Raw genomic sequence first — 19,029 nt, forward strand, 5'->3', positions numbered from 1 at the left:
TTATTACTTAGAATACAATTCAACGATTAACTGTTCCTTGATGTTTTCAGGAATTTCCGTTCTTTCTGGTGTATTAAGGAACTTACCACTAAGAGAGGTTTGATCCCATTCCAACCAAGATGATTGGTTATATCTAGCAGTAGATAAAGAATCGGTAATAACTTCTAAAGACTTCGATTTTTCACGAATTCCAATGATATCCCCAGATTTTACTGACAATGAAGGAATGTTACAAACCTGTCCGTTTACAGTTACGTGCTTATGGCTAACCAACTGACGAGCAGCTGATCTTGTTGGAGCTACACCTAATCTGAAAATTACGTTGTCTAAACGACATTCTAAAAGTTGTAATAAAACTTCACCAGTAATACCTTTACTTCTCGCGGCCTTTTCAAATAAGTTTGAGAATTGTTTCTCCAATACACCGTAAGTGTATTTTGCTTTTTGTTTTTCTTTTAGCTGAACGCCATACTCAGACATTTTCTTTCTTCTACGGCTATTACCGTGCTGCCCAGGAGGGTAGTTTTTGTTTTCAAATGCCTTGTCAGGTCCGAAAATTGCTTCACCAAATTTACGAGCAATTCTACTCTTTGGTCCAATATATCTAGCCATTACTTCTTAAATTTAAATTTTTCTAACAATAGAAACTTTGCCATAAGTTTTGAATTATAAAAGTGCCGCGTTTTTTAGAGAGGATATCAATAAAACTAATTCAAAATCTTGTATAGCATTTTTTATTAAACTCTACGTCTCTTAGGAGGACGACATCCGTTGTGTGGTAATGGAGTAACATCTACGATTTCCGCAATGTCGATTCCACATGAATTGATCGCACGAATAGCCGATTCACGACCATTTCCAGGACCTTTTACATATACTTTCACTTTTCTCAACCCTAGGTCGTGAGCAACTTTTCCACAATCTGTTGCAGCTTGCTGGGCAGCATAAGGAGTATTCTTTTTAGAACCTCTAAAACCCATTTTACCTGCTGAAGACCAAGAAATAACTTGTCCCGTGCTATTGGTTAAGGAAATGATAATATTGTTAAAAGATGAATGGATATGCGCCTGTCCAACAGGTTCAATTTTTACTACCCTCTTTTTAACTGATACTGACTTTTTTGCCATAACTTAACAATTATTTAGTCGCTTTCTTTTTGTTCGCAACTGTTTTTCTCTTACCTTTTCTAGTACGTGAGTTGTTTTTGGTTCTCTGACCACGCACTGGTAAACCAATACGGTGGCGAATACCACGATAACAACCAATATCCATCAAACGCTTAATATTTAGTTGATTTAAAGAACGTAATTCTCCTTCAACCTTCAAATTAGCATTAATAGCTTGACGAATACGATTAGACTCTTCATCAGTCCAATCTTTTACTTGCTTATCGTGAGGAACTTCTGCTTCGTCCAAAATCTGACGAGCTGCACTTCTACCGATACCGTAGATATAGGTCAAGCTAATTATCCCTCTTTTATTTTGAGGCAAATCAACTCCAACAATTCTAGCCATAAATTAAAATATTTATCTATTACAATAGTTTACTAAATTATCCTTGACGTTGCTTGAACTTAGGATTTTTCTTATTAATCACATACAAACGTCCTTTTCTTCTAACGATCTTACAATCTTCAGAACGTTTCTTTACAGATGCTCTTACCTTCATTATTATTGAATTTAATTTTTGTATCTAAAAGTAATGCGGCCTTTAGTAAGATCATAAGGTGACATTTCTACCTTTACCTTATCACCTGGCAAGATCTTAATGTAGTGCATTCTCATCTTACCGGAAATGTGAGCTGTTATCACATGTCCATTTTCAAGTTCTACACGAAACATAGCATTAGACAATGCTTCGGTAATTGTACCATCTTGTTCTATTGAAGGCTGTTTAGCCATAAGCTCATTAAATTATATTAGTGTATATCTTCAATAAATTCAAAACTGGATAAGATCTTAGCTTTTCCTTTCCGAACTACCACTGTATGTTCGAAATGCGCTGAAGGTTTCCCATCAGCAGTAACAATTGCCCATCCATTACTATCTTGGTAAATATCTCTTCTCCCAAGATTAAACATTGGTTCAATTGCCAAAACCAGTCCTTCTCTCAATTTCAATCCGCGTCCTTTTTTTCCATAATTCGGAACTTGCGGATCTTCATGAAGATTTTTCCCAATTCCGTGTCCTACCATTTCTCGAACTACAGAAAATGAATTCTGTTCTGCATGCCTTTGAATGGCAAAACCTATGTCGCCCAAATGATTACCTTCGACAGCTTGCTCTACGCCTTTGTAAAGAGCCTCTTTAGTGACCTTCAACAGTTGCCGAACATTAGGAGCTACTATACCTACAGTAAATGTATAAGCTGAATCGCCATAAAAACTATTTAGCAAAACACCACAATCACAGGAAACAATATCTCCTTCCTTCAACTCATAGTTAGATGGAATTCCATGAACAACTTCACTGTTTATAGAAACACATAAAGTATTCGGGAATCCATCGTAACCAAGAAACCCTGGTTTACCGCCATTGTCTCTTATGTACTCCTCTGCAATTTTATCCAACTTCAAAGTTGATATTCCAGGAGCTATTTCTTTCGATATTACACCCAAAGTTTTCGCCACCAGCAAATTGCTCATACTGAGCAACTCTATTTCTTCTTCTGTTTTGTAAAAAATCATTGCAAAGAAAGCAAAAATATTTTAAAAAGCCGCAGCTCCTCCTGGAGATTTACCTTTTATTCTACCAGACTTCATTAATCCATCGTAGTGACGCATCAAAAGATGACTCTCTATTTGCTGTAAAGTATCCAATACAACACCGACTAAAATCAATAAAGAAGTACCGCCATAAAATTGTGCAAATTGGTTATTCACTCCACCTATCATTGCAAAAGCTGGCATAATAGCAACCAAACCTAAAAAGATAGATCCCGGTAAAGTTATGCGAGACATTACAGTATCTAAAAAATCGATAGTTTTTTTACCCGGCTTAATACCTGGTATAAATCCACCATTCTTTTTCATATCCTCAGCCATTTGCGTTGGATTTACTGTAATAGCAGTATAGAAATAAGTAAATAATACAATCATTACAAAGAATAAAGCGTTGTAGTAAAATCCAGTAAAATCAGATAATGCTGCAGCTACTCCAGTTAAAGCATCCGAACTAGCATAGTTTACAAACGCCATAGGTAAAAACATAATTGCTTGCGCAAAGATGATTGGCATTACACCAGCAGCATTCACTTTTAAAGGAATGTACTGGCGAACCCCACCATATTGTTTGTTTCCTACGATTCGTTTTGCATACTGAACAGGTATCTTCCGTGTTCCTTGAACTAACAATATTGTTGCTGCAAAAACAAGGAATAAAATTACTATTTCTAATACAAGTAAAATTAAACCTCCTCCTTGACCTTCAATTTTTGAAAGTAATTCTGCAAAGAATGAAAATGGTAATCGTGCAATAATACCGATCATGATAATGATAGAGATTCCGTTACCAATTCCTTTATCAGTAATTTTCTCTCCTAACCACATAATAAACATCGATCCTGCTGCAAGAATCATCACAGAAGACACTGTAAATAATGAGCCTTTAAGAATAAAGGCTGTCTCAGGCAATTGTGAATGTAAGTTTAATAGATATCCAGGTGCTTGAAGTACAAGTATAATAACAGTTAGATACCTTGTGATCTGATTGATTTTTCGAGTACCGCTTTCACCCTCACGTTGCAATTTCTGAAAATAAGGAACCGCAATTCCCATTAACTGAATTACAATCGAAGCTGAAATATAAGGCATGATTCCCAATGCGAAGATTGATGCATTCGAAAACGCTCCTCCGGAAAACATATCTAATAATCCCAAAACTCCGTCTTGAGTTTGCGCTTTTAACGCACCTAACTGCGCAGGGTCAACCCCTGGCAACACAACCATGGTACCTAAACGATACACTAACACAAGACCGAGAGTAGTTAAGATTCTAGATCTTAAATCTTCAATCTTCCAGATGTTCTTCAATGTTTCTATTAAACCTTTCATATCTAAACTTACAATTTAACAACTGTTCCTTCGACTGCTTCAATCGCTGCTATAGCCGATTTCGAGAATGCGTGAGCTTTAACTTCAAGCTTCGCAGTAATAATACCATGTCCTAAAATCTTAATATTGTCGTTCTTTGACGCCATACCTGCTGCCATTAAAACGTCTCTATCGATTATAGTAATGCTATTTTTTTCTGCCAAGGCTTGTAAAACATCAACATTAATAGCTTTATATTCTTTTCTATTAATGTTTTTAAATCCAAACTTAGGAACTCTTCGTTGTAAAGGCATTTGACCACCTTCGAAACCAACTTTTTTAGAGTATCCAGATCTTGACTTTGCACCCTTATGTCCTCTGGTTGAGGTTCCTCCTCGTCCAGATCCTTGTCCGCGACCAATTCTTTTACAAGTCTTAGTTGATCCTTCTGCGGGTTTTAAGTTACTTAAGTCCATATCTATTTAATACTAAATATTAACAATAATTATTCTACAACGGAAACAAGGTGTTGTACTTTCGCCACCATACCTTTAATCTGAGGTGTGGCTTCATGTTCAACAGTCGCATTGATCTTATTTAATCCCAATGCTTCCAAGGTTTTCTTTTGGCGATCAGTGCTTCCAATTTTGCTCTTTACCTGAGTAATTTTAATCTTAGCCATTTCCTTATTTCTTAACCGTTAAACACTTTATCTAATGATACCCCTCTGTGTTCAGCAACTGTATGTGCATCTCTCAATTCAGCCAATGCACCTATAGTAGCTTTTACAAGGTTATGTGGGTTTGATGAACCTTTTGATTTAGCAAGTACATCTGTCACTCCAACACTCTCCAATACAGCACGCATAGCACCACCAGCTTTCACTCCGGTACCATGAGAAGCAGGTTTAATGAAAACCTCTGCTCCGCCAAATCTTGAATATTGTACATGAGGAATAGTTCCTTTATAAACAGGTACTTTAATCAAATTTTTCTTAGCTGCATCAACACCTTTTGAAATAGCTGTGGTTACTTCGTTTGCTTTACCAAGTCCCCAACCTACTAATCCTTTTTCATTTCCTACAACAACAATTGCAGAAAAGCTGAAAGTTCTACCTCCCTTAGTTACTTTAGTAACACGGTTAATAGCAACAAGCCTATCTTTTAGATCTGCATCGCTAGTTTTAATATTCTTATTATCTGCCATAATTATTAAAATTTAAGGCCACTATTACGAGCAGCGTCCGCTAAAGATTTAATTCTACCATGGTATAGATAACCATTTCTATCGAATACAACACTAGTAATTCCGGCAGCAACCGCTTTTTCAGCAATTGCTTTACCTACTAGTTCAGCTTGTTCAAGCTTAGTTGTCGTCTTCTCCGAGATTTCCTTAATCAGAGAGGAAGATGCAACTATAGTTTGTCCTGATAAATCATCAATAATTTGTACTGAAATCTGCTTGTTAGAGCGAAAAACTGACATTCTAGGTCTATCAGCAGTTCCAGCAATTGACTTACGAATTCTTCTTTTAATTCTAAGTCTTCTATCTTGCTTAGTTAAAGCCATAATTTACTGTTTTAAGAAATTATTTACCCGCAGATTTACCAGCTTTTCTTCTTAGCTGTTCACCAACAAATTTAACACCTTTACCTTTATACGGCTCTGGTTTTCTGAATGCTCTGATTTTAGCCGCTACCTGACCAACAAGTTGTTTATCACAACTCTCTAATGTAATGATCGGGTTAGCACGCTTTTCAGTTACTGCAGTTACCTGTACCTCTGGAGCAATTTCCAGGTGAATAAGGTGAGAATAACCTAAAGCTAGTTCCAAAAGTTGACCCTTTGAAGTAGCACGGAATCCCACACCAACAAGTTCTTGCTGTAATTTGTAACCTTCAGTAACACCAGTTACCATGTTGTTCATCAACGAGCGATACAAACCATGCATAGCTTTGTGTCTTTTTTGCTCTGATGGACGTTCCAATACAACTGTATTTTCTTCAACAGATACCTTGATGTCAACATCAATTTGTTGTGTTAATTCACCCTTAGGGCCTTTAACTGTTACTGAATTATCTTTATTCACCGTGACGCTTACTCCTGCAGGCAAATTGATAGGTAATTTTCCAATTCGTGACATTTCTATCCTCCTTTATTAATAAACGTAACACAATATTTCGCCACCAACGTTTTTCTGACGAGCTTCCTTGTCAGTCATTACTCCCTGAGAAGTAGAGAGAATCGCAATTCCCAAACCGTTTAGTACACGAGGTAATTCAGTTGCTCCACAATATTTTCTCAAACCAGGCTTACTTACCCTTTTAAGATTTTTGATTGCCGAGATTTTTGTCTCCGGATTGTATTTCAAAGCAATTTTAATAGTGCCTTGAACCCCATCATCAACAAACTTGTAATTAAGGATATAACCTTTATCCTTAAGAATTTTTGTCATTTCTTTTTTTACGTTAGAAGCAGGAATATCAACCACTTTGTGGTTTGCCATAATCCCATTTCTTAAACGTGTAAGAAAATCTGCTATTGGATCTGTCATTTTTAAAAAAAATTAAATTGATCCCGATCGCTCGGGACAATATTCAACAAAATTTGTTTTTACAAACTAAACTGTTTACCAACTCGCCTTCTTAACACCTGGGATTAATCCGTAAGAAGCCATTTCACGAAAAGTGATACGACTAATACCGAATTGTCTCATGTATCCTTTAGGACGGCCAGTAATTTTACATCTGTTATGCAATCTAACAGGTGAAGAATTTTTTGGCAAACGACTAAGTCCGATGTAATCGCCTTCCTCTTTTAGTTGAGCTCTTTTTGCTGCGTATTTTTCAACAAGCTTTTGACGCTTAACTTCGCGAGCTTTCATTGATTCTTTAGCCATCGTCTTATTTTTTTAGATTTTTAAATGGTAACCCAAATTCCTTTAATAAAGCAAGTGCTTCTTCATCGGTATTTGCAGTTGTAACGAAGGTAATATTCATACCCATGATCTTGTTTATTTCATCCAAAACAATCTCAGGAAAAATAATTTGTTCTTCGATACCTAAAGTATAGTTTCCTCTACCATCAAATTTAGCATTGATACCTTTAAAGTCACGGATACGTGGCAAGGCAACACGAACTAATTTCTCAAGGAATTCATACATGCGCTCACGACGTAAAGTAACAGTTGTACCAACTGGCATACCTTTACGAAGTTTAAAGTTCGAGATATCTTTCGAAGAAAGAGTTTGAACTGCTTTTTGACCAGTGATCGAAGTCATTTCGTTAACCGAAAATTCTAAGATTTTCTTATCAGCAATTGCCGAGCCAACACCTTGATTAATTACTATCTTCGTTAATTGAGGTGCTTGCATTACAGACTTGTAAGAAAATTCCTTCATTAAAGTAGGAATTACTTCTTCTGTATATTGTTTTTTAAGAGTCGGTATATAGCTCATTACTTAATCTCCTCCCCTGACTTTTTAGAATATCTAACTAATTTATTGTCATCACCGATACGTCTACCAACACGGGTAGCTTTTCCGGTAGAAGCATCTTTCACATTTAAATTCGAAATGTGAATTCCAGCTTCTTTTTTAACAATACCGCCCTGAGGATTTTCAGCATTAGGTTTAGTATGCTTAGAAATCATATTAGCTCCTTCAACAATTGCTCGTTGCTTGTCAACTAAAACTTCTAATACCTTACCTTCCATACCTTTTGATTCCCCCGAATTTACAATAACGGTATCACCTTTTTTAATATGTAATTTTTTTCGCATTGTTCTAGGTTTACAAAGATTATAAAACTTCTGGTGCCAGAGAAACGATCTTCATATCAGTATCGCGTAATTCTCTTGCAACAGGTCCAAAAATACGGGTTCCTCTCATTTCACCAGTTGTATTCAATAATACACATGCGTTATCATCGAAGCGAATATAGGATCCGTCTGGTCTTCTAATCTCCTTTTTGGTGCGAACAACAACCGCTTTTGTTACTGTTCCTTTTTTCATTTCGGAACCGGCTATAGAATTCTTTACGGTAACAACAATTTTGTCACCAATCGAAGCATAGCGCTTTTTAGTACCGCCCAACACACGAATACAAAGAACTTCTTTGGCTCCGCTGTTATCAGCAACTATTAGTCTACTTTCTGTTTGTATCATGTTTACTTAGCTCTTTCAATAATTTCAACTAATCTCCAACTCTTATTTTTACTAATAGGTCGGGTTTCCATGATTTTTACGGTATCACCTTCATTGCAGGTGTTTTCCTCGTCGTGAGCAGTGAATTTCTTCGACTTGGTCACAAACTTTCCGTAAATTGGGTGCTTTTCCTTGGTATGCACAACAATCGTAATGGATTTTTCCATTTTATTGCTCAACACAACCCCGATACGTTCTTTTCTAAGATTTCTTTCCATCACTTTTACTTATCAGTTAATTGCCTGTGACGCAACTCAGTTACAAGTCTAGCAATGTTACGTCGGGTTACCTTTATTTGCAAAGGATTTTCCAAAGGTGAAATAGCGTGATTTAGTTTGAATCGAGTTAATGTAGATTTTTCAAAATCTACCTTTTCTACTATTTCCGTTGTTGTTAACTCTTTAATTTCTGAATTCTTCATGATTAATCATTTGAATTTTCTACATAATCACGTCTTACGACAAATCTGGTAGTTACAGGTAATTTTTGAGCAGCTAAGCGTAAAGCTTCTTTTGCTACTAAAAAAGGTACTCCTTCACATTCGAATAACATTCTTCCTGGTGAAACAGGAGCAACGAATCCTTCCGGTGCACCTTTACCTTTACCCATACGAACCTCTGCAGGCTTCTTAGTGATTGGCTTGTCTGGAAAAATTCTGATCCAGATTTGACCTTGTCTTTGCATATATCGGGTTACTGCCACACGAGCAGCTTCAATTTGACGACCAGTGATCCACTTAGTTTCAAGTGATTTGATCCCAAAAGATCCAAATGCTAGTTCTGTACCACGACCGGCATTCCCTTTGATTCGTCCCTTTTGTTGTCTCCTAAATTTTGTTCTTTTTGGTTGTAACATCGTACTAATTCTTTAAAATTTAAAGACTACTTCTTTTTTCTTCTATTAAAACCACCTTTTCCTTTTGGAGCTCTTCCATCACGCATTCCTGCGTTAGGAGTTAGGTCACGTTTGCCGTAAACCTCACCTTTACAGATCCAAACTTTGATACCTAGTAAACCGTAAGTTGTTAATGCTTCGGCTAAACAATAATCGATATCAGCTCTAAAGGTGTGTAGCGGGGTACGTCCTTCCTTGTGCATTTCAGAACGGGCCATCTCAGCACCATTCAAACGACCAGAAATTTGTATTTTTATTCCCTCTGCACCCATTCTCATAGTAGAAGCAACTGCCATCTTAATTGCACGACGATAGGCGATACGACCTTCAATTTGACGTGCGATATTATTAGCAACGATTACTGCATCCATTTCCGGACGCTTAATTTCAAAGATGTTAATTTGTACTTCTTTGTCAGTAATCTTCTTCAACTCTTCTTTCAATTTATCAACCTCTTGACCACCTTTCCCGATAATAATACCAGGACGAGCAGTGTTAACAGTGATAGTAATTAATTTTAGAGTTCTTTCGATAATGATCTTAGAAATACTTGCTTTAGCTAAACGAGCATTCAGATACTTTCTAATTTTGGTATCTTCAACAAGCTTTTCACCGTAGTTTTTCCCACCAAACCAGTTAGAATCCCATCCTCGGATGATTCCTAATCTATTCGCAATTGGATTTATTTTTTGTCCCATTCTAACTATTCTTTAGTACTATCGGTTTCAGCAGTCTTGCTACCCAACAATATAGTTACATGATTAGATCTCTTCTTAATTCTATGTGCTCTTCCCTGAGGGGCAGGTCTTAGACGTTTAAGGATTCTTGCAGAATCAACGCTAATTTCTTTAACGTATAATGCACTCTCCTCAATTCTTTGCCCTTCATTCTTAGCTTGCCAGTTGGCAATAGCAGAAAGCAATAGTTTTTCAACGCGATTAGACGCTTCTTTCGGACTGAAACGAAGTACATCTAAAGCTCGATTCACCTCCATACCTCTTACCATATCGGTAACAAGTCTCATTTTGCGAGGTGAAGTAGGAACATTTCTCAAGCTAGCAAATGCTTTGCTCTTGTTTTCCTCCTTTATCTGGTTTGCTTTTATTCTTTTTCTTGCACCCATTTTTTACAAATTCAAAATGTTAATTAAAACCAATAACATGCTTATCGTTTTCTCTTGTCAGCATGTCCTCTAAAAGTACGAGTTGGCGCAAATTCACCTAATTTATGTCCTACCATGTTTTCAGTAACATAAACAGGAATGAATTTGTTTCCGTTGTGCACGGCAATCGTATGACCTACGAAATCCGGAGAGATCATTGAACGTCTTGACCAGGTTTTGACAACTGTCTTTTTACCTGATTCGTTTTGTCCCAATACTCGTCTTTCCAGTTTGAAATCGATAAAAGGTCCTTTTTTTAATGAACGACTCATAACAATCTAATTATCAAATTATTTTTTCCTTCTTTCAACAATGTACTTATTAGAAACATTCTTTTTAGCTCTGGTTTTGAAACCTTTCGCTAAAACACCTGTTCTAGAGCGTGGATGTCCACCTGAAGATTTACCTTCACCACCACCCATTGGGTGATCTACTGGATTCATTACCACACCACGTACTCTTGGTCTTCTACCCAACCAACGAGAACGACCAGCTTTACCACTTCTTTCCAACCCATGGTCGGTATTTGAAACAGTTCCGATAGTTGCCTTACAGGTCACAAGAATCATTCTAACTTCACTAGACGGTAATTTGATGGATGCATACTTGCCAGCTCGTGCTACGAGTTGAGCATATGCACCAGCGCTACGAGCCATTACTGCTCCTTGAGAGGGTCTTAATTCAATATTATGAATTATAGTACCTAATGGGATATCAGATAATGGCATTGAATTTCCGATTTCAGGAGAAATTTTATCGCCAGAAAGTAAAGATTGACCAACTTCCAGTCCGTTTGGTGCGACTATGTAACGTTTCTCACCGTCAGCATACACTAGCAAAGCTATGCGTGCAGTACGGTTTGGATCGTACTCAATCGAAACCACTTTGGCTGGAACGCCATCTTTGTCTCTTTTGAAATCAATAACTCGATATCTTCTTTTGTGACCACCACCTATATATCTCATTGTCATCTTACCAGAGTTATTTCTACCTCCGGTCTTTTTCATTGGTCTTAACAATGATTTTTCAGGTTTATCTGTAGTAACCTGCTCAAAGGTATTCTGAATCTTATGCCTTTGACCAGGTGTTACAGGTCTTAATTTACGTACAGCCATTTTCTAATTAAATATTGCTATAAAAATCTATTTTTTCACCCTCAACTAAAGTCACGATCGCTTTCTTAAAAGAAGCAGTTCTTCCTTCAATTGCACCCGCTTTTGTAAACCGACTCTTTTGCTTACCCTGATAATTCATGGTATTGACAGCCGCTACTTTAACGTTGTACATTGACTCAATTGCCTTTTTAATTTCGATCTTCTTTGCTCTACGATCCACAACAAATCCAAAGCGATTTAATTTTTCGCCTTGGGCTGTCATTTTTTCAGTAACGATCGGCTTGATTAAAATTTCCATCTTTTAAACTTAATTTAGTTTAAACATTTCATCGAGCCCCTTTACTGAGCTCTCTACAAATAACAAAGTTGAAGCTTTCATGATGTCATAAGTTGCAAGATCAGAAACACGTACAACTTCAACATTCTTCAAATTACGAGAAGACAAATATATGTTTTTATTGTCTTCAGCTAACACTAAAAGCACTTTTTTATCAGATACTTTCAAGTTATTTTGAAGTTCAACAAAACTTTTTGTCTTTACAGCTTCAAAATTGAAATCTTCCACTACTAACAATGAGTTATTCTGAGCTTTTAATGTTAAAGCTGAACGACGAGCTAGTTGCTTCAATTTCTTATTCAATTTGAAACTGTAATTTCTTGGACGTGGACCAAAAATACGTCCTCCGCCTCTAAACACTCCAGATTTGATACTACCAGCACGAGCTGTACCCGTACCTTTTTGTTTCTTAATCTTTCTAGTACTACCTGAGATCTCAGCTCTTTCTTTCGATTTGTGAGTTCCCTGACGTTGGTTAGCTAAATACTGCTTAACGTCTAAGTAGATTGCGTGTTCGTTTGGTTCAATTCCAAAAACTAAGTTATTTAACTCAATTTTTCTGCCTGTATCTTCTCCAGATGTACTTAATATAGTTAATTCCATTATTTTTCGATAATTACGTATGAACCCTTAGACCCTGGAAGAGATCCTTTAACTAATAACAAATTGTTCTCAGGAATCACCTTAAGAACCTGAAGGTTTTGAACCTTCACTGTGTCTCCACCCATACGTCCGGCCATTCTCATGCCCTTAAATACTCGAGCAGGATACGATGCCGCACCAATAGAACCTGGAGCACGCAAACGGTTATGTTGACCGTGTGTTTGTCCTCCAACGCCGGCAAAACCGTGGCGTTTCACTACCCCTTGAAATCCTTTACCCTTTGATATACCTGTAATATCTACAAAAGTAGACTCTTTGATAAGATCAATAGTAATTACATCACCTAATTTGTACTCAGCTTCGAAATCGCTGAATTCAACAAGCTTTCTCTTAGGGGTCGTATTTGCTTTCTTAAAGTGCCCATCTAGCGCCTTCGTTGTTCGCTTTTCTTTCTTTTCTTCGAAAGCCAACTGAAGTGCTTCGTAACCATCAGTCTCAATAGTTTTGACCTGGGTTACAACACATGGACCTGCCTCAATAACAGTGCATGGAATATGTTTTCCCTCGGCACTGTAAACGGAAGTCATTCCGATTTTTTTTCCAATTAATCCTGGCATTTTTCTTTATTTTTTAAAATAAATCTAACAGTTTATCAAACTTTAATCTCTACTTCTACTCCACTAGGCAACTCTAGTTTCATCAGAGCATCAATTGTACTTGCAGTAGAACTGTAAATATCAATTAGACGTTTGAAAGAAGAAAGTTGAAACTGCTCTCTTGATTTCTTGTTCACGAAAGTTGAACGAAGAACGGTAAAAATTCTTTTGTGAGTAGGAAGTGGAATAGGACCACTTACTACTGCTCCTGTAGCCTTAACTGTCTTTACGATTTTCTCAGCTGAGTTATCAACCAAGTTGTGATCGTAAGATTTCAGTTTAATTCTAATCTTTTGGCTCATATTATTTAATATTATACGATATAAACTATAATAATTCTACTTTACCTTTGGCCTTCTCAACCACTTCCTTTGCAATACCTTTTGGCACTTCAGCAAAGTGATCAAATTCCATAGAAGAATTTGCTCGACCAGAAGATAAGGTTCTTAAAACAGTAACGTATCCAAATTGTTCTGACAATGGTACTGTAGCATTAACAACACGTGCTCCATGCTTAGATTCCATTCCTTCAATCTGACCTCTACGCTTATTCAAGTCACCAATAATATCTCCCATGTATTCCTCAGGAGTAATAACTTCAATTTTCATGATAGGCTCAAGAAGTATTGGATTCGCTTTTGCACAAGCTTCACGGTAACCCTGCTTAGCAGCCAACTCGAAAGAAAGCTGATCAGAATCAACCGGATGGAAAGATCCGTCAAGCAATACAACTTTTAATGTATCAACAGAATAACCTGCCAAAACACCATTTTTCATTGCTTCTTTGAAACCTTTCTGCACAGAAGGAACAAATTCCTTAGGAATATTACCACCTTTAATCTTGTCAACAAACTGTAATCCTTCACCTTCGAAATCTGCATCTACAGGAGATAATTCGAAAACGATATCAGCAAATTTACCGCGACCACCAGACTGTTTTTTGAACACCTGACGGTGACTAACAGATCCTTTAATAGCTTCCTTATAAGCAACCTGAGGTGCACCTTGATTACACTCTACCTTGAATTCACGCTTCAAACGATCAACAATGATATCCAAGTGAAGTTCACCCATACCACTAATAACTGTTTGTCCTGATTCCTCGTCAGTCTTAACATGGAATGTTGGATCTTCTTCAGCTAATTTAGCCAAAGCCATCCCCATTCTATCCAAATCTTTCTGTGTTAAAGGCTCAATTGCAATACCAATTACCGGCTCTGGGAAATCCATCGACTCAAGTTCGATTTGTGATTCCTTATGACACAATGTATCACCAGTACGGATATCTTTAAAACCAACACATGCACAAATATCACCAGCTTCAACACGGTCAATAGCGTTTTGCTTGTTTGAGTGCATTTGATACAAACGTGAAATACGTTCTTTATTACCTGTTCTAACATTGTATACGTAAGAACCTGCATCAATAGAACCAGAATACAAACGTGTAAATGCCAAACGACCTACAAATGGATCTGTAGCAATTTTAAATGCTAAAGCAGCTAACGGCTCATCAACAGAAGGTTGTCTTGAAATCACTTCGTCTGTTCCAGGAACCTTACCAACAATAGCTTCTACATCCAGAGGAGATGGCATATAAGTAATAATTGCATCCAACAAACGCTGAACACCTTTATTTTTAAATGCTGATCCACATAGCATTGGGACAATATCCATAGCAATAGTAGCCTTACGAATAACCGCAATAAGTTCCTCTTCAGTAATTGAATCTGAATCCTCAAAGAAACGCTCCATCATGTCCTCATCATGTATTGCAACAGCCTCAACAAGTGTTTCTCTCCACTCATTAGCTTCTGCAACTAAATAATCAGGAATTTCCTCAAGTATATAGTTAGTTCCATTCTCATCATCATACCAAATAACAGCTTTCATTGAGATTAAATCAACCACACCTTTAAAGCTCTCTTCTGATCCGATAGGAATTTGAACAGGAATTGGATTAGCTCCTAATTTTTCTCTTACTTCACGAACAGCTTTGAAAAAGTCAGCACCAGAACGGTCCATCTTATTCACAAAGCCCATACGTGGTACTTTATATTTATTAGCTTGTCTCCAAACTGTTTCTGATTGTGCCTCAACACCACCAACTGCACAGAAACATGCAACAGCACCGTCCAACACACGCAATGAACGCTCTACTTCAACAGTAAAGTCAACGTGACCTGGAGTATCAATAATATTTACTTGATATTTTTGGCTATCGTAATCCCAGAAACAGGTAGTTGCAGCAGAAGTAATTGTAATACCTCGCTCTTGCTCTTGCTCCATCCAGTCCATAGTAGCCGCACCATCATGCACCTCACCAATTTTGTGAGAAACTCCGGTATAATACAAAATACGTTCTGTTGTAGTTGTTTTACCGGCGTCGATGTGCGCCATGATACCAATATTTCTGGTGTATTTTAAATCTCTTTTTGCCATTTCTTTAAGAATCGCTTAACAATTATTAAAATCTAAAGTGAGCAAAAGCACGGTTAGCTTCAGCCATTCTATGTGTGTCTTCTTTCTTCTTGTAAGCTCCACCTTCTTCATTGTAGCCACCAAGAATTTCCGCAGACAATTTTTCAGCCATAGATTTACCAGATCTTTTACGTGCATAAAGTATCATACTTTTAATACCGATTGATACTTTTCTTTCTGCACGAATTTCTGTAGGAACCTGGAAGGTTGCTCCACCTACGCGTCGGCTCTTAACCTCAACAGCTGGAGTGATGTTTTCCAAAGATTTTTTCCAAATCTCAAGTGGAGATTTCTCAATTTTCTCTGTCTTTTCCTTAACGATATCTAAAGCATCATAGAATACTTTAAAAGAAAGATTTTTCTTTCCATCAACCATTAAGTCATTTACGAATCTTGTTACCAGAATATCATTGAACTTAGGATCTGGTAATAAAACCCTCTTTTTTGGTCTTGACTTTCTCATTTTCTCTTAGTTTACGAGTTATCCGTTGTAGCTGCCCGGTTCAGTCTTCAAAAATCTCACGATCATTTACTCAACTTAATAGAGAACAACACATAAACATTAACTCACAGTTTTAAAAACTAGAATTAATTACTTTTTAGCTTTTGGTCTCTTAGTACCATACTTAGAACGACGTTGCATACGACCTTCTACTCCTGAAGCATCTAGTGCACCACGGACAAGGTGATATCTTACACCTGGAAGGTCTTTTACACGACCACCTCTGATCAAAACGATCGAGTGCTCCTGCAAGTTGTGTCCTTCTCCTGGAATGTAAGCATTCACTTCTTTTCCGTTAGTTAATCTAACACGAGCTACTTTACGCATAGCCGAGTTAGGCTTCTTAGGTGTAGTTGTATACACACGAACACAAACCCCTCTCCTTTGTGGACAAGAATCCAATGCCGGAGCCTTGCTTTTATCGATAAGCTTGGTTCTTCCTTTTCTAACTAACTGTTGAATTGTAGGCATATTAACAATTACTTTTTTAATTAAATATTTTTAACAAATTGGTTTGCAAAGGTATAATTTATTTTTTAAAAACAGCCATTTGCATGCTTGATTTCATAAAAACGCCTTAAAACCAGCGCACAAAGGTAGAGAAAGCCTTTTAAAAAGACAAGTTATTCGCTATCAAAAAAATAAGCTATTCGTGTTTATTTCAATAAGAGTCACGTCTCTCAGCAAAAACAAGAGCCAATTGTAAAAACACAATCAAATTTCGTCTATGTGAATTTTTATCCCCAGCTAATACTTAATGTATATTGCATCTAACTAAAAAGTTAATTAATTTAGAAAACCATACAACCCAAATAGAGTGTTTCAACTTCACAATTAGTTAATATATTTTTTAAAACCCAAAAAAATACCATTATGAAAGTGTATCAATCAAATGAAATTAAAAACATCGCCCTCATTGGCAATGCCGGCTCGGGTAAAACTACCCTTGCTGAAGCAATGCTATTTGAAGGCGGTGTTATTACAAGACGCGGAAACGTGGAAGATAATAACACCGTTTCTGATTACAACCCTGTAGAACACGAATATAAGAACTCAGTTTTCTCAACGGTTCTTTACACTGAATGGCTAGGAAAGAAAATTAATTTTATAGATACTCCCGGGGCAGATGATTTTTCGGGAGGAGTAATTTCGGCTCTTAACGTTGTTGACACAGGCTTGATGCTAATTAATGCACAAAATGGCATAGAGGTGGGTACCGAAATTATAGGACGAAGAGCAGCAGAATTAAATAAGCCTTTGATTTTTGTAGTTAATCAATTAGATCACGACAAGGCAAATTTTGAGCAATGCATTGAATCAGCCAAGACTAATTTTGGAAGTAAAGTTTCAATTGTACAATATCCCGTAAACGTTGGCGTAAATTTTAACGCAGTGGTTGATGTTCTTAAAATGAAAATGTATCAATGGGGAGCAGATGGAGGAGAACCTGAAATACTTGACATACCAGATTCTGAAATTGATAAAGCAAATGAATTCCACAACGAACTTGTGGAATCGGCAGCCGAAAATGATGAAGCCCTAATGGAATTGTATTTCGACAAGGGGACCTTAACAGAAGATGAAATGAGGGAGGGAATGAAAAAAGGAATGATCGCATGTGATTTCTTTCCTGTTTTCTGTGTTTCAGCGAAGAAAGATATGGGCGTGCGTCGATTAATGGAATTTATTGGAAATATCGTTCCCAATGTAACAGAAATGCCAGCGATACCAACAATAAGTGGCAGAGAAGCAAAATGTGATCCTAACGCACCAACTTCTGTTTTCGTATTTAAAACATCAATAGAACCACATATTGGAGAGGTAAGCTATTTTAAAGTTATATCAGGCAAAATAAAAGAAGGTGATGATTTAACCAATATCAATAATAGTATAAAAGAGAGAGTATCTCAATTGTATGTTATTGCAGGTCGAAACAGAGAAAGAGTTAGTGAACTTGTTGCCGGTGATATTGGAGCAACTGTAAAATTAAAAAACACAAAAAACAATCACACTTTAAATTGTAAGGATTGTGATTTTGTATACAAGGATATAAAATTTCCGGCACCAAAATATAGAACAGCTGTAAAAGCTCATGATGATTCTGATGATGAAAAACTTGGTGAATTATTACATAGAATGCACGAAGAGGATCCTACAATACTAATTGAATATTCGAAAGAGCTAAAACAAATTATACTACACGGACAAGGTGAATTTCATATGAATACTCTTAAATGGAGATTGAGTCATAACGACCATATTGAAATTGATTTTTTAACTCCAAAAATCCCATATCGCGAAACCATTACCAAACTTGCTCAGGGTGACTATCGTCACAAAAAGCAATCTGGAGGTTCTGGTCAATTTGGAGAAGTTCACATGATTATTGAGCCGTACACAGAAGGAATGCCTGATCCGGTAATGTATAAACTGGAAGGTAAAGATATGAAGGTAAACCTTAGGGGGACTGATGTTACCGAACTCAGTTGGGGCGGAAAATTAGTTTTCTGTAATTGTATTGTTGGTGGCGCTATAGATACACGCTTCCTTCCTGCTATTCAAAAAGGCATCATGGAAAAAATGGATGAAGGGCCACTTACAGGCTCATACGCCAGAGATATTCGAGTGGTTGTTTACGATGGAAAGATGCACGCTGTAGATTCAAATGAAATTTCCTTTAGGCTTGCGGGCAGACATGCATTTAGCGCAGCCTTTAAGAATGCGGGTCCAAAAATTCTTGAGCCAATGTATAATATAGAAATATTGGTTCCGGAAGATCGAATGGGTGATGTAATGAGTGATTTGCAAACTCGCCGAGCAATGATTATGGGCATGGAAGTAGAAAAAGGATTCCAAAAAATACTTGCAAAAGTACCTTTAAAGGAAATGAATAAATACTCAACTACATTGAGTTCATTAACCAGAGGCCGTGCTCAATTTACGATGAAGTTTGACACCTACGAAAAAGTTCCGAACGAAGTTCAATCGGAACTTTTAGCAGCTTACCAAGAAGAAACTGCTGAAGTATAACAAAAAAAAGGCCT

The 19,029-nt window shown here is 37.0% G+C and carries 32 protein-coding genes; 1 reads left to right on the forward strand and 31 read right to left on the reverse strand.

Annotated features, from left to right (window positions below):
* Nucleotides 1-3: 3 nt before the first annotated feature.
* The 31 genes from rpsD to rpsL form a co-directional block, all read right to left on the reverse strand.
* On the reverse strand, nt 4-612 hold the full coding sequence (rpsD, locus tag ALGA_RS05775) for a 30S ribosomal protein S4 (protein WP_096428424.1): 609 nt from the start codon (nt 610-612) through the stop codon (nt 4-6).
* A 125-nt stretch (nt 613-737) separates the two neighbouring features.
* Nucleotides 738-1,127, reverse strand: a complete 390-nt coding sequence (gene rpsK, locus ALGA_RS05780) for a 30S ribosomal protein S11 (RefSeq protein ID WP_096428425.1) — start codon at nt 1,125-1,127, stop codon at nt 738-740.
* Nucleotides 1,128-1,137: 10 nt separating this feature from the next.
* Entirely contained in the window at nt 1,138-1,515 is a 378-nt protein-coding gene (rpsM, locus tag ALGA_RS05785) for a 30S ribosomal protein S13 (protein ID WP_096428426.1), read from the reverse strand.
* A gap of 37 nt (nt 1,516-1,552) precedes the next feature.
* Nucleotides 1,553-1,669 (reverse strand): type B 50S ribosomal protein L36, encoded by a 117-nt coding sequence (gene ykgO / locus ALGA_RS05790; RefSeq protein ID WP_054714088.1) that lies wholly within the window; start codon nt 1,667-1,669, stop codon nt 1,553-1,555.
* Nucleotides 1,670-1,680: 11 nt separating this feature from the next.
* Nucleotides 1,681-1,902, reverse strand: coding sequence for a translation initiation factor IF-1 (gene infA, locus ALGA_RS05795; protein WP_054714084.1), 222 nt, complete (start codon nt 1,900-1,902; stop codon nt 1,681-1,683).
* 17 nt (nt 1,903-1,919) lie between these two features.
* Nucleotides 1,920-2,687: a type I methionyl aminopeptidase gene (map, locus tag ALGA_RS05800; RefSeq protein ID WP_096428427.1), complete on the reverse strand. Its 768-nt coding sequence runs from the start codon at nt 2,685-2,687 to the stop codon at nt 1,920-1,922.
* 21 nt (nt 2,688-2,708) lie between these two features.
* Nucleotides 2,709-4,052, reverse strand: coding sequence for a preprotein translocase subunit SecY (gene secY, locus ALGA_RS05805; protein WP_096428428.1), 1,344 nt, complete (start codon nt 4,050-4,052; stop codon nt 2,709-2,711).
* An 8-nt stretch (nt 4,053-4,060) separates the two neighbouring features.
* Complete coding sequence (gene rplO, locus ALGA_RS05810) at nt 4,061-4,507, reverse strand: 50S ribosomal protein L15 (protein WP_096428429.1); 447 nt, start codon at nt 4,505-4,507, stop codon at nt 4,061-4,063.
* A 29-nt stretch (nt 4,508-4,536) separates the two neighbouring features.
* Nucleotides 4,537-4,713 (reverse strand): 50S ribosomal protein L30, encoded by a 177-nt coding sequence (rpmD, locus tag ALGA_RS05815; protein ID WP_096428430.1) that lies wholly within the window; start codon nt 4,711-4,713, stop codon nt 4,537-4,539.
* Between the two features lie 11 nt (nt 4,714-4,724).
* A complete protein-coding gene (rpsE, locus tag ALGA_RS05820; protein ID WP_096428431.1) occupies nt 4,725-5,237 on the reverse strand; it encodes a 30S ribosomal protein S5 in 513 nt (170 codons plus the stop codon).
* A gap of 5 nt (nt 5,238-5,242) precedes the next feature.
* The gene (gene rplR, locus ALGA_RS05825; RefSeq protein WP_096428432.1) at nt 5,243-5,599 is read right to left on the reverse strand and encodes a 50S ribosomal protein L18; all 357 of its coding nucleotides are present in this window, start codon (nt 5,597-5,599) and stop codon (nt 5,243-5,245) included.
* Between the two features lie 19 nt (nt 5,600-5,618).
* On the reverse strand, nt 5,619-6,173 hold the full coding sequence (rplF, locus tag ALGA_RS05830; protein ID WP_096428433.1) for a 50S ribosomal protein L6: 555 nt from the start codon (nt 6,171-6,173) through the stop codon (nt 5,619-5,621).
* Between the two features lie 15 nt (nt 6,174-6,188).
* A complete protein-coding gene (gene rpsH / locus ALGA_RS05835; RefSeq protein ID WP_096428434.1) occupies nt 6,189-6,584 on the reverse strand; it encodes a 30S ribosomal protein S8 in 396 nt (131 codons plus the stop codon).
* Between the two features lie 75 nt (nt 6,585-6,659).
* Nucleotides 6,660-6,929: a 30S ribosomal protein S14 gene (gene rpsN, locus ALGA_RS05840; protein ID WP_096428435.1), complete on the reverse strand. Its 270-nt coding sequence runs from the start codon at nt 6,927-6,929 to the stop codon at nt 6,660-6,662.
* Between the two features lie 4 nt (nt 6,930-6,933).
* Entirely contained in the window at nt 6,934-7,488 is a 555-nt protein-coding gene (rplE, locus tag ALGA_RS05845; RefSeq protein WP_096428436.1) for a 50S ribosomal protein L5, read from the reverse strand.
* Nucleotides 7,488-7,811, reverse strand: a complete 324-nt coding sequence (gene rplX, locus ALGA_RS05850; protein WP_096428437.1) for a 50S ribosomal protein L24 — start codon at nt 7,809-7,811, stop codon at nt 7,488-7,490. The genes rplE and rplX overlap by 1 nt, the downstream gene beginning before the upstream one ends.
* Nucleotides 7,812-7,830: 19 nt before the next feature.
* Nucleotides 7,831-8,196 carry a 50S ribosomal protein L14 gene (gene rplN / locus ALGA_RS05855; RefSeq protein WP_096428438.1) on the reverse strand — a complete coding sequence of 122 codons (366 nt, stop codon included), beginning with the start codon at nt 8,194-8,196 and terminating at the stop codon, nt 7,831-7,833.
* A 2-nt stretch (nt 8,197-8,198) separates the two neighbouring features.
* Nucleotides 8,199-8,453: a 30S ribosomal protein S17 gene (gene rpsQ / locus ALGA_RS05860; RefSeq protein WP_096428439.1), complete on the reverse strand. Its 255-nt coding sequence runs from the start codon at nt 8,451-8,453 to the stop codon at nt 8,199-8,201.
* Between the two features lie 5 nt (nt 8,454-8,458).
* Nucleotides 8,459-8,656 (reverse strand): 50S ribosomal protein L29, encoded by a 198-nt coding sequence (gene rpmC / locus ALGA_RS05865; RefSeq protein WP_096428440.1) that lies wholly within the window; start codon nt 8,654-8,656, stop codon nt 8,459-8,461.
* Between the two features lie 2 nt (nt 8,657-8,658).
* Nucleotides 8,659-9,090 carry a 50S ribosomal protein L16 gene (rplP, locus tag ALGA_RS05870; RefSeq protein WP_096428441.1) on the reverse strand — a complete coding sequence of 144 codons (432 nt, stop codon included), beginning with the start codon at nt 9,088-9,090 and terminating at the stop codon, nt 8,659-8,661.
* A gap of 26 nt (nt 9,091-9,116) precedes the next feature.
* Nucleotides 9,117-9,827 (reverse strand): 30S ribosomal protein S3, encoded by a 711-nt coding sequence (gene rpsC / locus ALGA_RS05875; protein ID WP_096428442.1) that lies wholly within the window; start codon nt 9,825-9,827, stop codon nt 9,117-9,119.
* Between the two features lie 5 nt (nt 9,828-9,832).
* Nucleotides 9,833-10,252 carry a 50S ribosomal protein L22 gene (gene rplV, locus ALGA_RS05880; RefSeq protein ID WP_096428443.1) on the reverse strand — a complete coding sequence of 140 codons (420 nt, stop codon included), beginning with the start codon at nt 10,250-10,252 and terminating at the stop codon, nt 9,833-9,835.
* A gap of 41 nt (nt 10,253-10,293) precedes the next feature.
* Nucleotides 10,294-10,563 carry a 30S ribosomal protein S19 gene (gene rpsS, locus ALGA_RS05885; protein WP_096428444.1) on the reverse strand — a complete coding sequence of 90 codons (270 nt, stop codon included), beginning with the start codon at nt 10,561-10,563 and terminating at the stop codon, nt 10,294-10,296.
* An 18-nt stretch (nt 10,564-10,581) separates the two neighbouring features.
* On the reverse strand, nt 10,582-11,406 hold the full coding sequence (gene rplB / locus ALGA_RS05890) for a 50S ribosomal protein L2 (RefSeq protein WP_096428445.1): 825 nt from the start codon (nt 11,404-11,406) through the stop codon (nt 10,582-10,584).
* Nucleotides 11,407-11,413: 7 nt separating this feature from the next.
* Nucleotides 11,414-11,704: a 50S ribosomal protein L23 gene (gene rplW, locus ALGA_RS05895; RefSeq protein WP_096428446.1), complete on the reverse strand. Its 291-nt coding sequence runs from the start codon at nt 11,702-11,704 to the stop codon at nt 11,414-11,416.
* Nucleotides 11,705-11,713: 9 nt separating this feature from the next.
* Nucleotides 11,714-12,346, reverse strand: a complete 633-nt coding sequence (gene rplD / locus ALGA_RS05900; protein ID WP_096428447.1) for a 50S ribosomal protein L4 — start codon at nt 12,344-12,346, stop codon at nt 11,714-11,716.
* Nucleotides 12,346-12,963 carry a 50S ribosomal protein L3 gene (gene rplC / locus ALGA_RS05905; RefSeq protein ID WP_096428448.1) on the reverse strand — a complete coding sequence of 206 codons (618 nt, stop codon included), beginning with the start codon at nt 12,961-12,963 and terminating at the stop codon, nt 12,346-12,348. Before rplC ends, rplD begins: the two co-directional genes overlap by 1 nt.
* Before the next feature lie 35 nt (nt 12,964-12,998).
* The gene (rpsJ, locus tag ALGA_RS05910; protein WP_096428449.1) at nt 12,999-13,304 is read right to left on the reverse strand and encodes a 30S ribosomal protein S10; all 306 of its coding nucleotides are present in this window, start codon (nt 13,302-13,304) and stop codon (nt 12,999-13,001) included.
* Nucleotides 13,305-13,329: 25 nt separating this feature from the next.
* Complete coding sequence (gene fusA, locus ALGA_RS05915) at nt 13,330-15,444, reverse strand: elongation factor G (protein WP_096428450.1); 2,115 nt, start codon at nt 15,442-15,444, stop codon at nt 13,330-13,332.
* A 25-nt stretch (nt 15,445-15,469) separates the two neighbouring features.
* Entirely contained in the window at nt 15,470-15,946 is a 477-nt protein-coding gene (gene rpsG / locus ALGA_RS05920; RefSeq protein ID WP_096428451.1) for a 30S ribosomal protein S7, read from the reverse strand.
* 129 nt (nt 15,947-16,075) lie between these two features.
* On the reverse strand, nt 16,076-16,456 hold the full coding sequence (gene rpsL, locus ALGA_RS05925) for a 30S ribosomal protein S12 (RefSeq protein WP_096428452.1): 381 nt from the start codon (nt 16,454-16,456) through the stop codon (nt 16,076-16,078).
* A 402-nt stretch (nt 16,457-16,858) separates the two neighbouring features.
* Here rpsL and ALGA_RS05930 point away from each other — a divergent pair, with 402 nt between their 5' ends.
* Nucleotides 16,859-19,015: an elongation factor G gene (locus ALGA_RS05930; RefSeq protein WP_096428453.1), complete on the forward strand. Its 2,157-nt coding sequence runs from the start codon at nt 16,859-16,861 to the stop codon at nt 19,013-19,015.
* Nucleotides 19,016-19,029 lie beyond the last annotated feature (14 nt).

It is taken from the genome of Labilibaculum antarcticum (assembly GCF_002356295.1).
Classification (GTDB): Bacteria; Bacteroidota; Bacteroidia; order Bacteroidales; family Marinifilaceae; genus Labilibaculum; species Labilibaculum antarcticum.

Coding starts and splice junctions, on each gene's coding strand:
- rplX (WP_096428437.1), bottom strand. CDS start 7,811: ATGCGAAAAAAATTACATATTAAAAAAGGTGATACCGTTATTGTAAAT.
- secY (WP_096428428.1), bottom strand. CDS start 4,052: ATGAAAGGTTTAATAGAAACATTGAAGAACATCTGGAAGATTGAAGAT.
- rpsG (WP_096428451.1), bottom strand. CDS start 15,946: ATGAGAAAGTCAAGACCAAAAAAGAGGGTTTTATTACCAGATCCTAAG.
- rpsS (WP_096428444.1), bottom strand. CDS start 10,563: ATGAGTCGTTCATTAAAAAAAGGACCTTTTATCGATTTCAAACTGGAA.
- rpsD (WP_096428424.1), bottom strand. CDS start 612: ATGGCTAGATATATTGGACCAAAGAGTAGAATTGCTCGTAAATTTGGT.
- rpsH (WP_096428434.1), bottom strand. CDS start 6,584: ATGACAGATCCAATAGCAGATTTTCTTACACGTTTAAGAAATGGGATT.
- rplF (WP_096428433.1), bottom strand. CDS start 6,173: ATGTCACGAATTGGAAAATTACCTATCAATTTGCCTGCAGGAGTAAGC.
- rplD (WP_096428447.1), bottom strand. CDS start 12,346: ATGGAATTAACTATATTAAGTACATCTGGAGAAGATACAGGCAGAAAA.
- rplW (WP_096428446.1), bottom strand. CDS start 11,704: ATGGAAATTTTAATCAAGCCGATCGTTACTGAAAAAATGACAGCCCAA.
- rpsN (WP_096428435.1), bottom strand. CDS start 6,929: ATGGCTAAAGAATCAATGAAAGCTCGCGAAGTTAAGCGTCAAAAGCTT.
- rpsC (WP_096428442.1), bottom strand. CDS start 9,827: ATGGGACAAAAAATAAATCCAATTGCGAATAGATTAGGAATCATCCGA.
- rplN (WP_096428438.1), bottom strand. CDS start 8,196: ATGATACAAACAGAAAGTAGACTAATAGTTGCTGATAACAGCGGAGCC.
- rplB (WP_096428445.1), bottom strand. CDS start 11,406: ATGGCTGTACGTAAATTAAGACCTGTAACACCTGGTCAAAGGCATAAG.
- rplO (WP_096428429.1), bottom strand. CDS start 4,507: ATGGACTTAAGTAACTTAAAACCCGCAGAAGGATCAACTAAGACTTGT.
- rpsK (WP_096428425.1), bottom strand. CDS start 1,127: ATGGCAAAAAAGTCAGTATCAGTTAAAAAGAGGGTAGTAAAAATTGAA.
- rpsJ (WP_096428449.1), bottom strand. CDS start 13,304: ATGAGCCAAAAGATTAGAATTAAACTGAAATCTTACGATCACAACTTG.
- rplE (WP_096428436.1), bottom strand. CDS start 7,488: ATGAGCTATATACCGACTCTTAAAAAACAATATACAGAAGAAGTAATT.
- infA (WP_054714084.1), bottom strand. CDS start 1,902: ATGGCTAAACAGCCTTCAATAGAACAAGATGGTACAATTACCGAAGCA.
- rplP (WP_096428441.1), bottom strand. CDS start 9,090: ATGTTACAACCAAAAAGAACAAAATTTAGGAGACAACAAAAGGGACGA.
- ykgO (WP_054714088.1), bottom strand. CDS start 1,669: ATGAAGGTAAGAGCATCTGTAAAGAAACGTTCTGAAGATTGTAAGATC.
- rpsQ (WP_096428439.1), bottom strand. CDS start 8,453: ATGGAAAGAAATCTTAGAAAAGAACGTATCGGGGTTGTGTTGAGCAAT.
- rpsL (WP_096428452.1), bottom strand. CDS start 16,456: ATGCCTACAATTCAACAGTTAGTTAGAAAAGGAAGAACCAAGCTTATC.
- rpmD (WP_096428430.1), bottom strand. CDS start 4,713: ATGGCTAAGATTAAAATTACTCAGGTAAAGAGCAAAATTGGAAGCACT.
- rplR (WP_096428432.1), bottom strand. CDS start 5,599: ATGGCTTTAACTAAGCAAGATAGAAGACTTAGAATTAAAAGAAGAATT.
- rpsE (WP_096428431.1), bottom strand. CDS start 5,237: ATGGCAGATAATAAGAATATTAAAACTAGCGATGCAGATCTAAAAGAT.
- rplC (WP_096428448.1), bottom strand. CDS start 12,963: ATGCCAGGATTAATTGGAAAAAAAATCGGAATGACTTCCGTTTACAGT.
- ALGA_RS05930 (WP_096428453.1), top strand. CDS start 16,859: ATGAAAGTGTATCAATCAAATGAAATTAAAAACATCGCCCTCATTGGC.
- rpsM (WP_096428426.1), bottom strand. CDS start 1,515: ATGGCTAGAATTGTTGGAGTTGATTTGCCTCAAAATAAAAGAGGGATA.
- rplV (WP_096428443.1), bottom strand. CDS start 10,252: ATGGGTGCAAGAAAAAGAATAAAAGCAAACCAGATAAAGGAGGAAAAC.
- fusA (WP_096428450.1), bottom strand. CDS start 15,444: ATGGCAAAAAGAGATTTAAAATACACCAGAAATATTGGTATCATGGCG.
- rpmC (WP_096428440.1), bottom strand. CDS start 8,656: ATGAAGAATTCAGAAATTAAAGAGTTAACAACAACGGAAATAGTAGAA.
- map (WP_096428427.1), bottom strand. CDS start 2,687: ATGATTTTTTACAAAACAGAAGAAGAAATAGAGTTGCTCAGTATGAGC.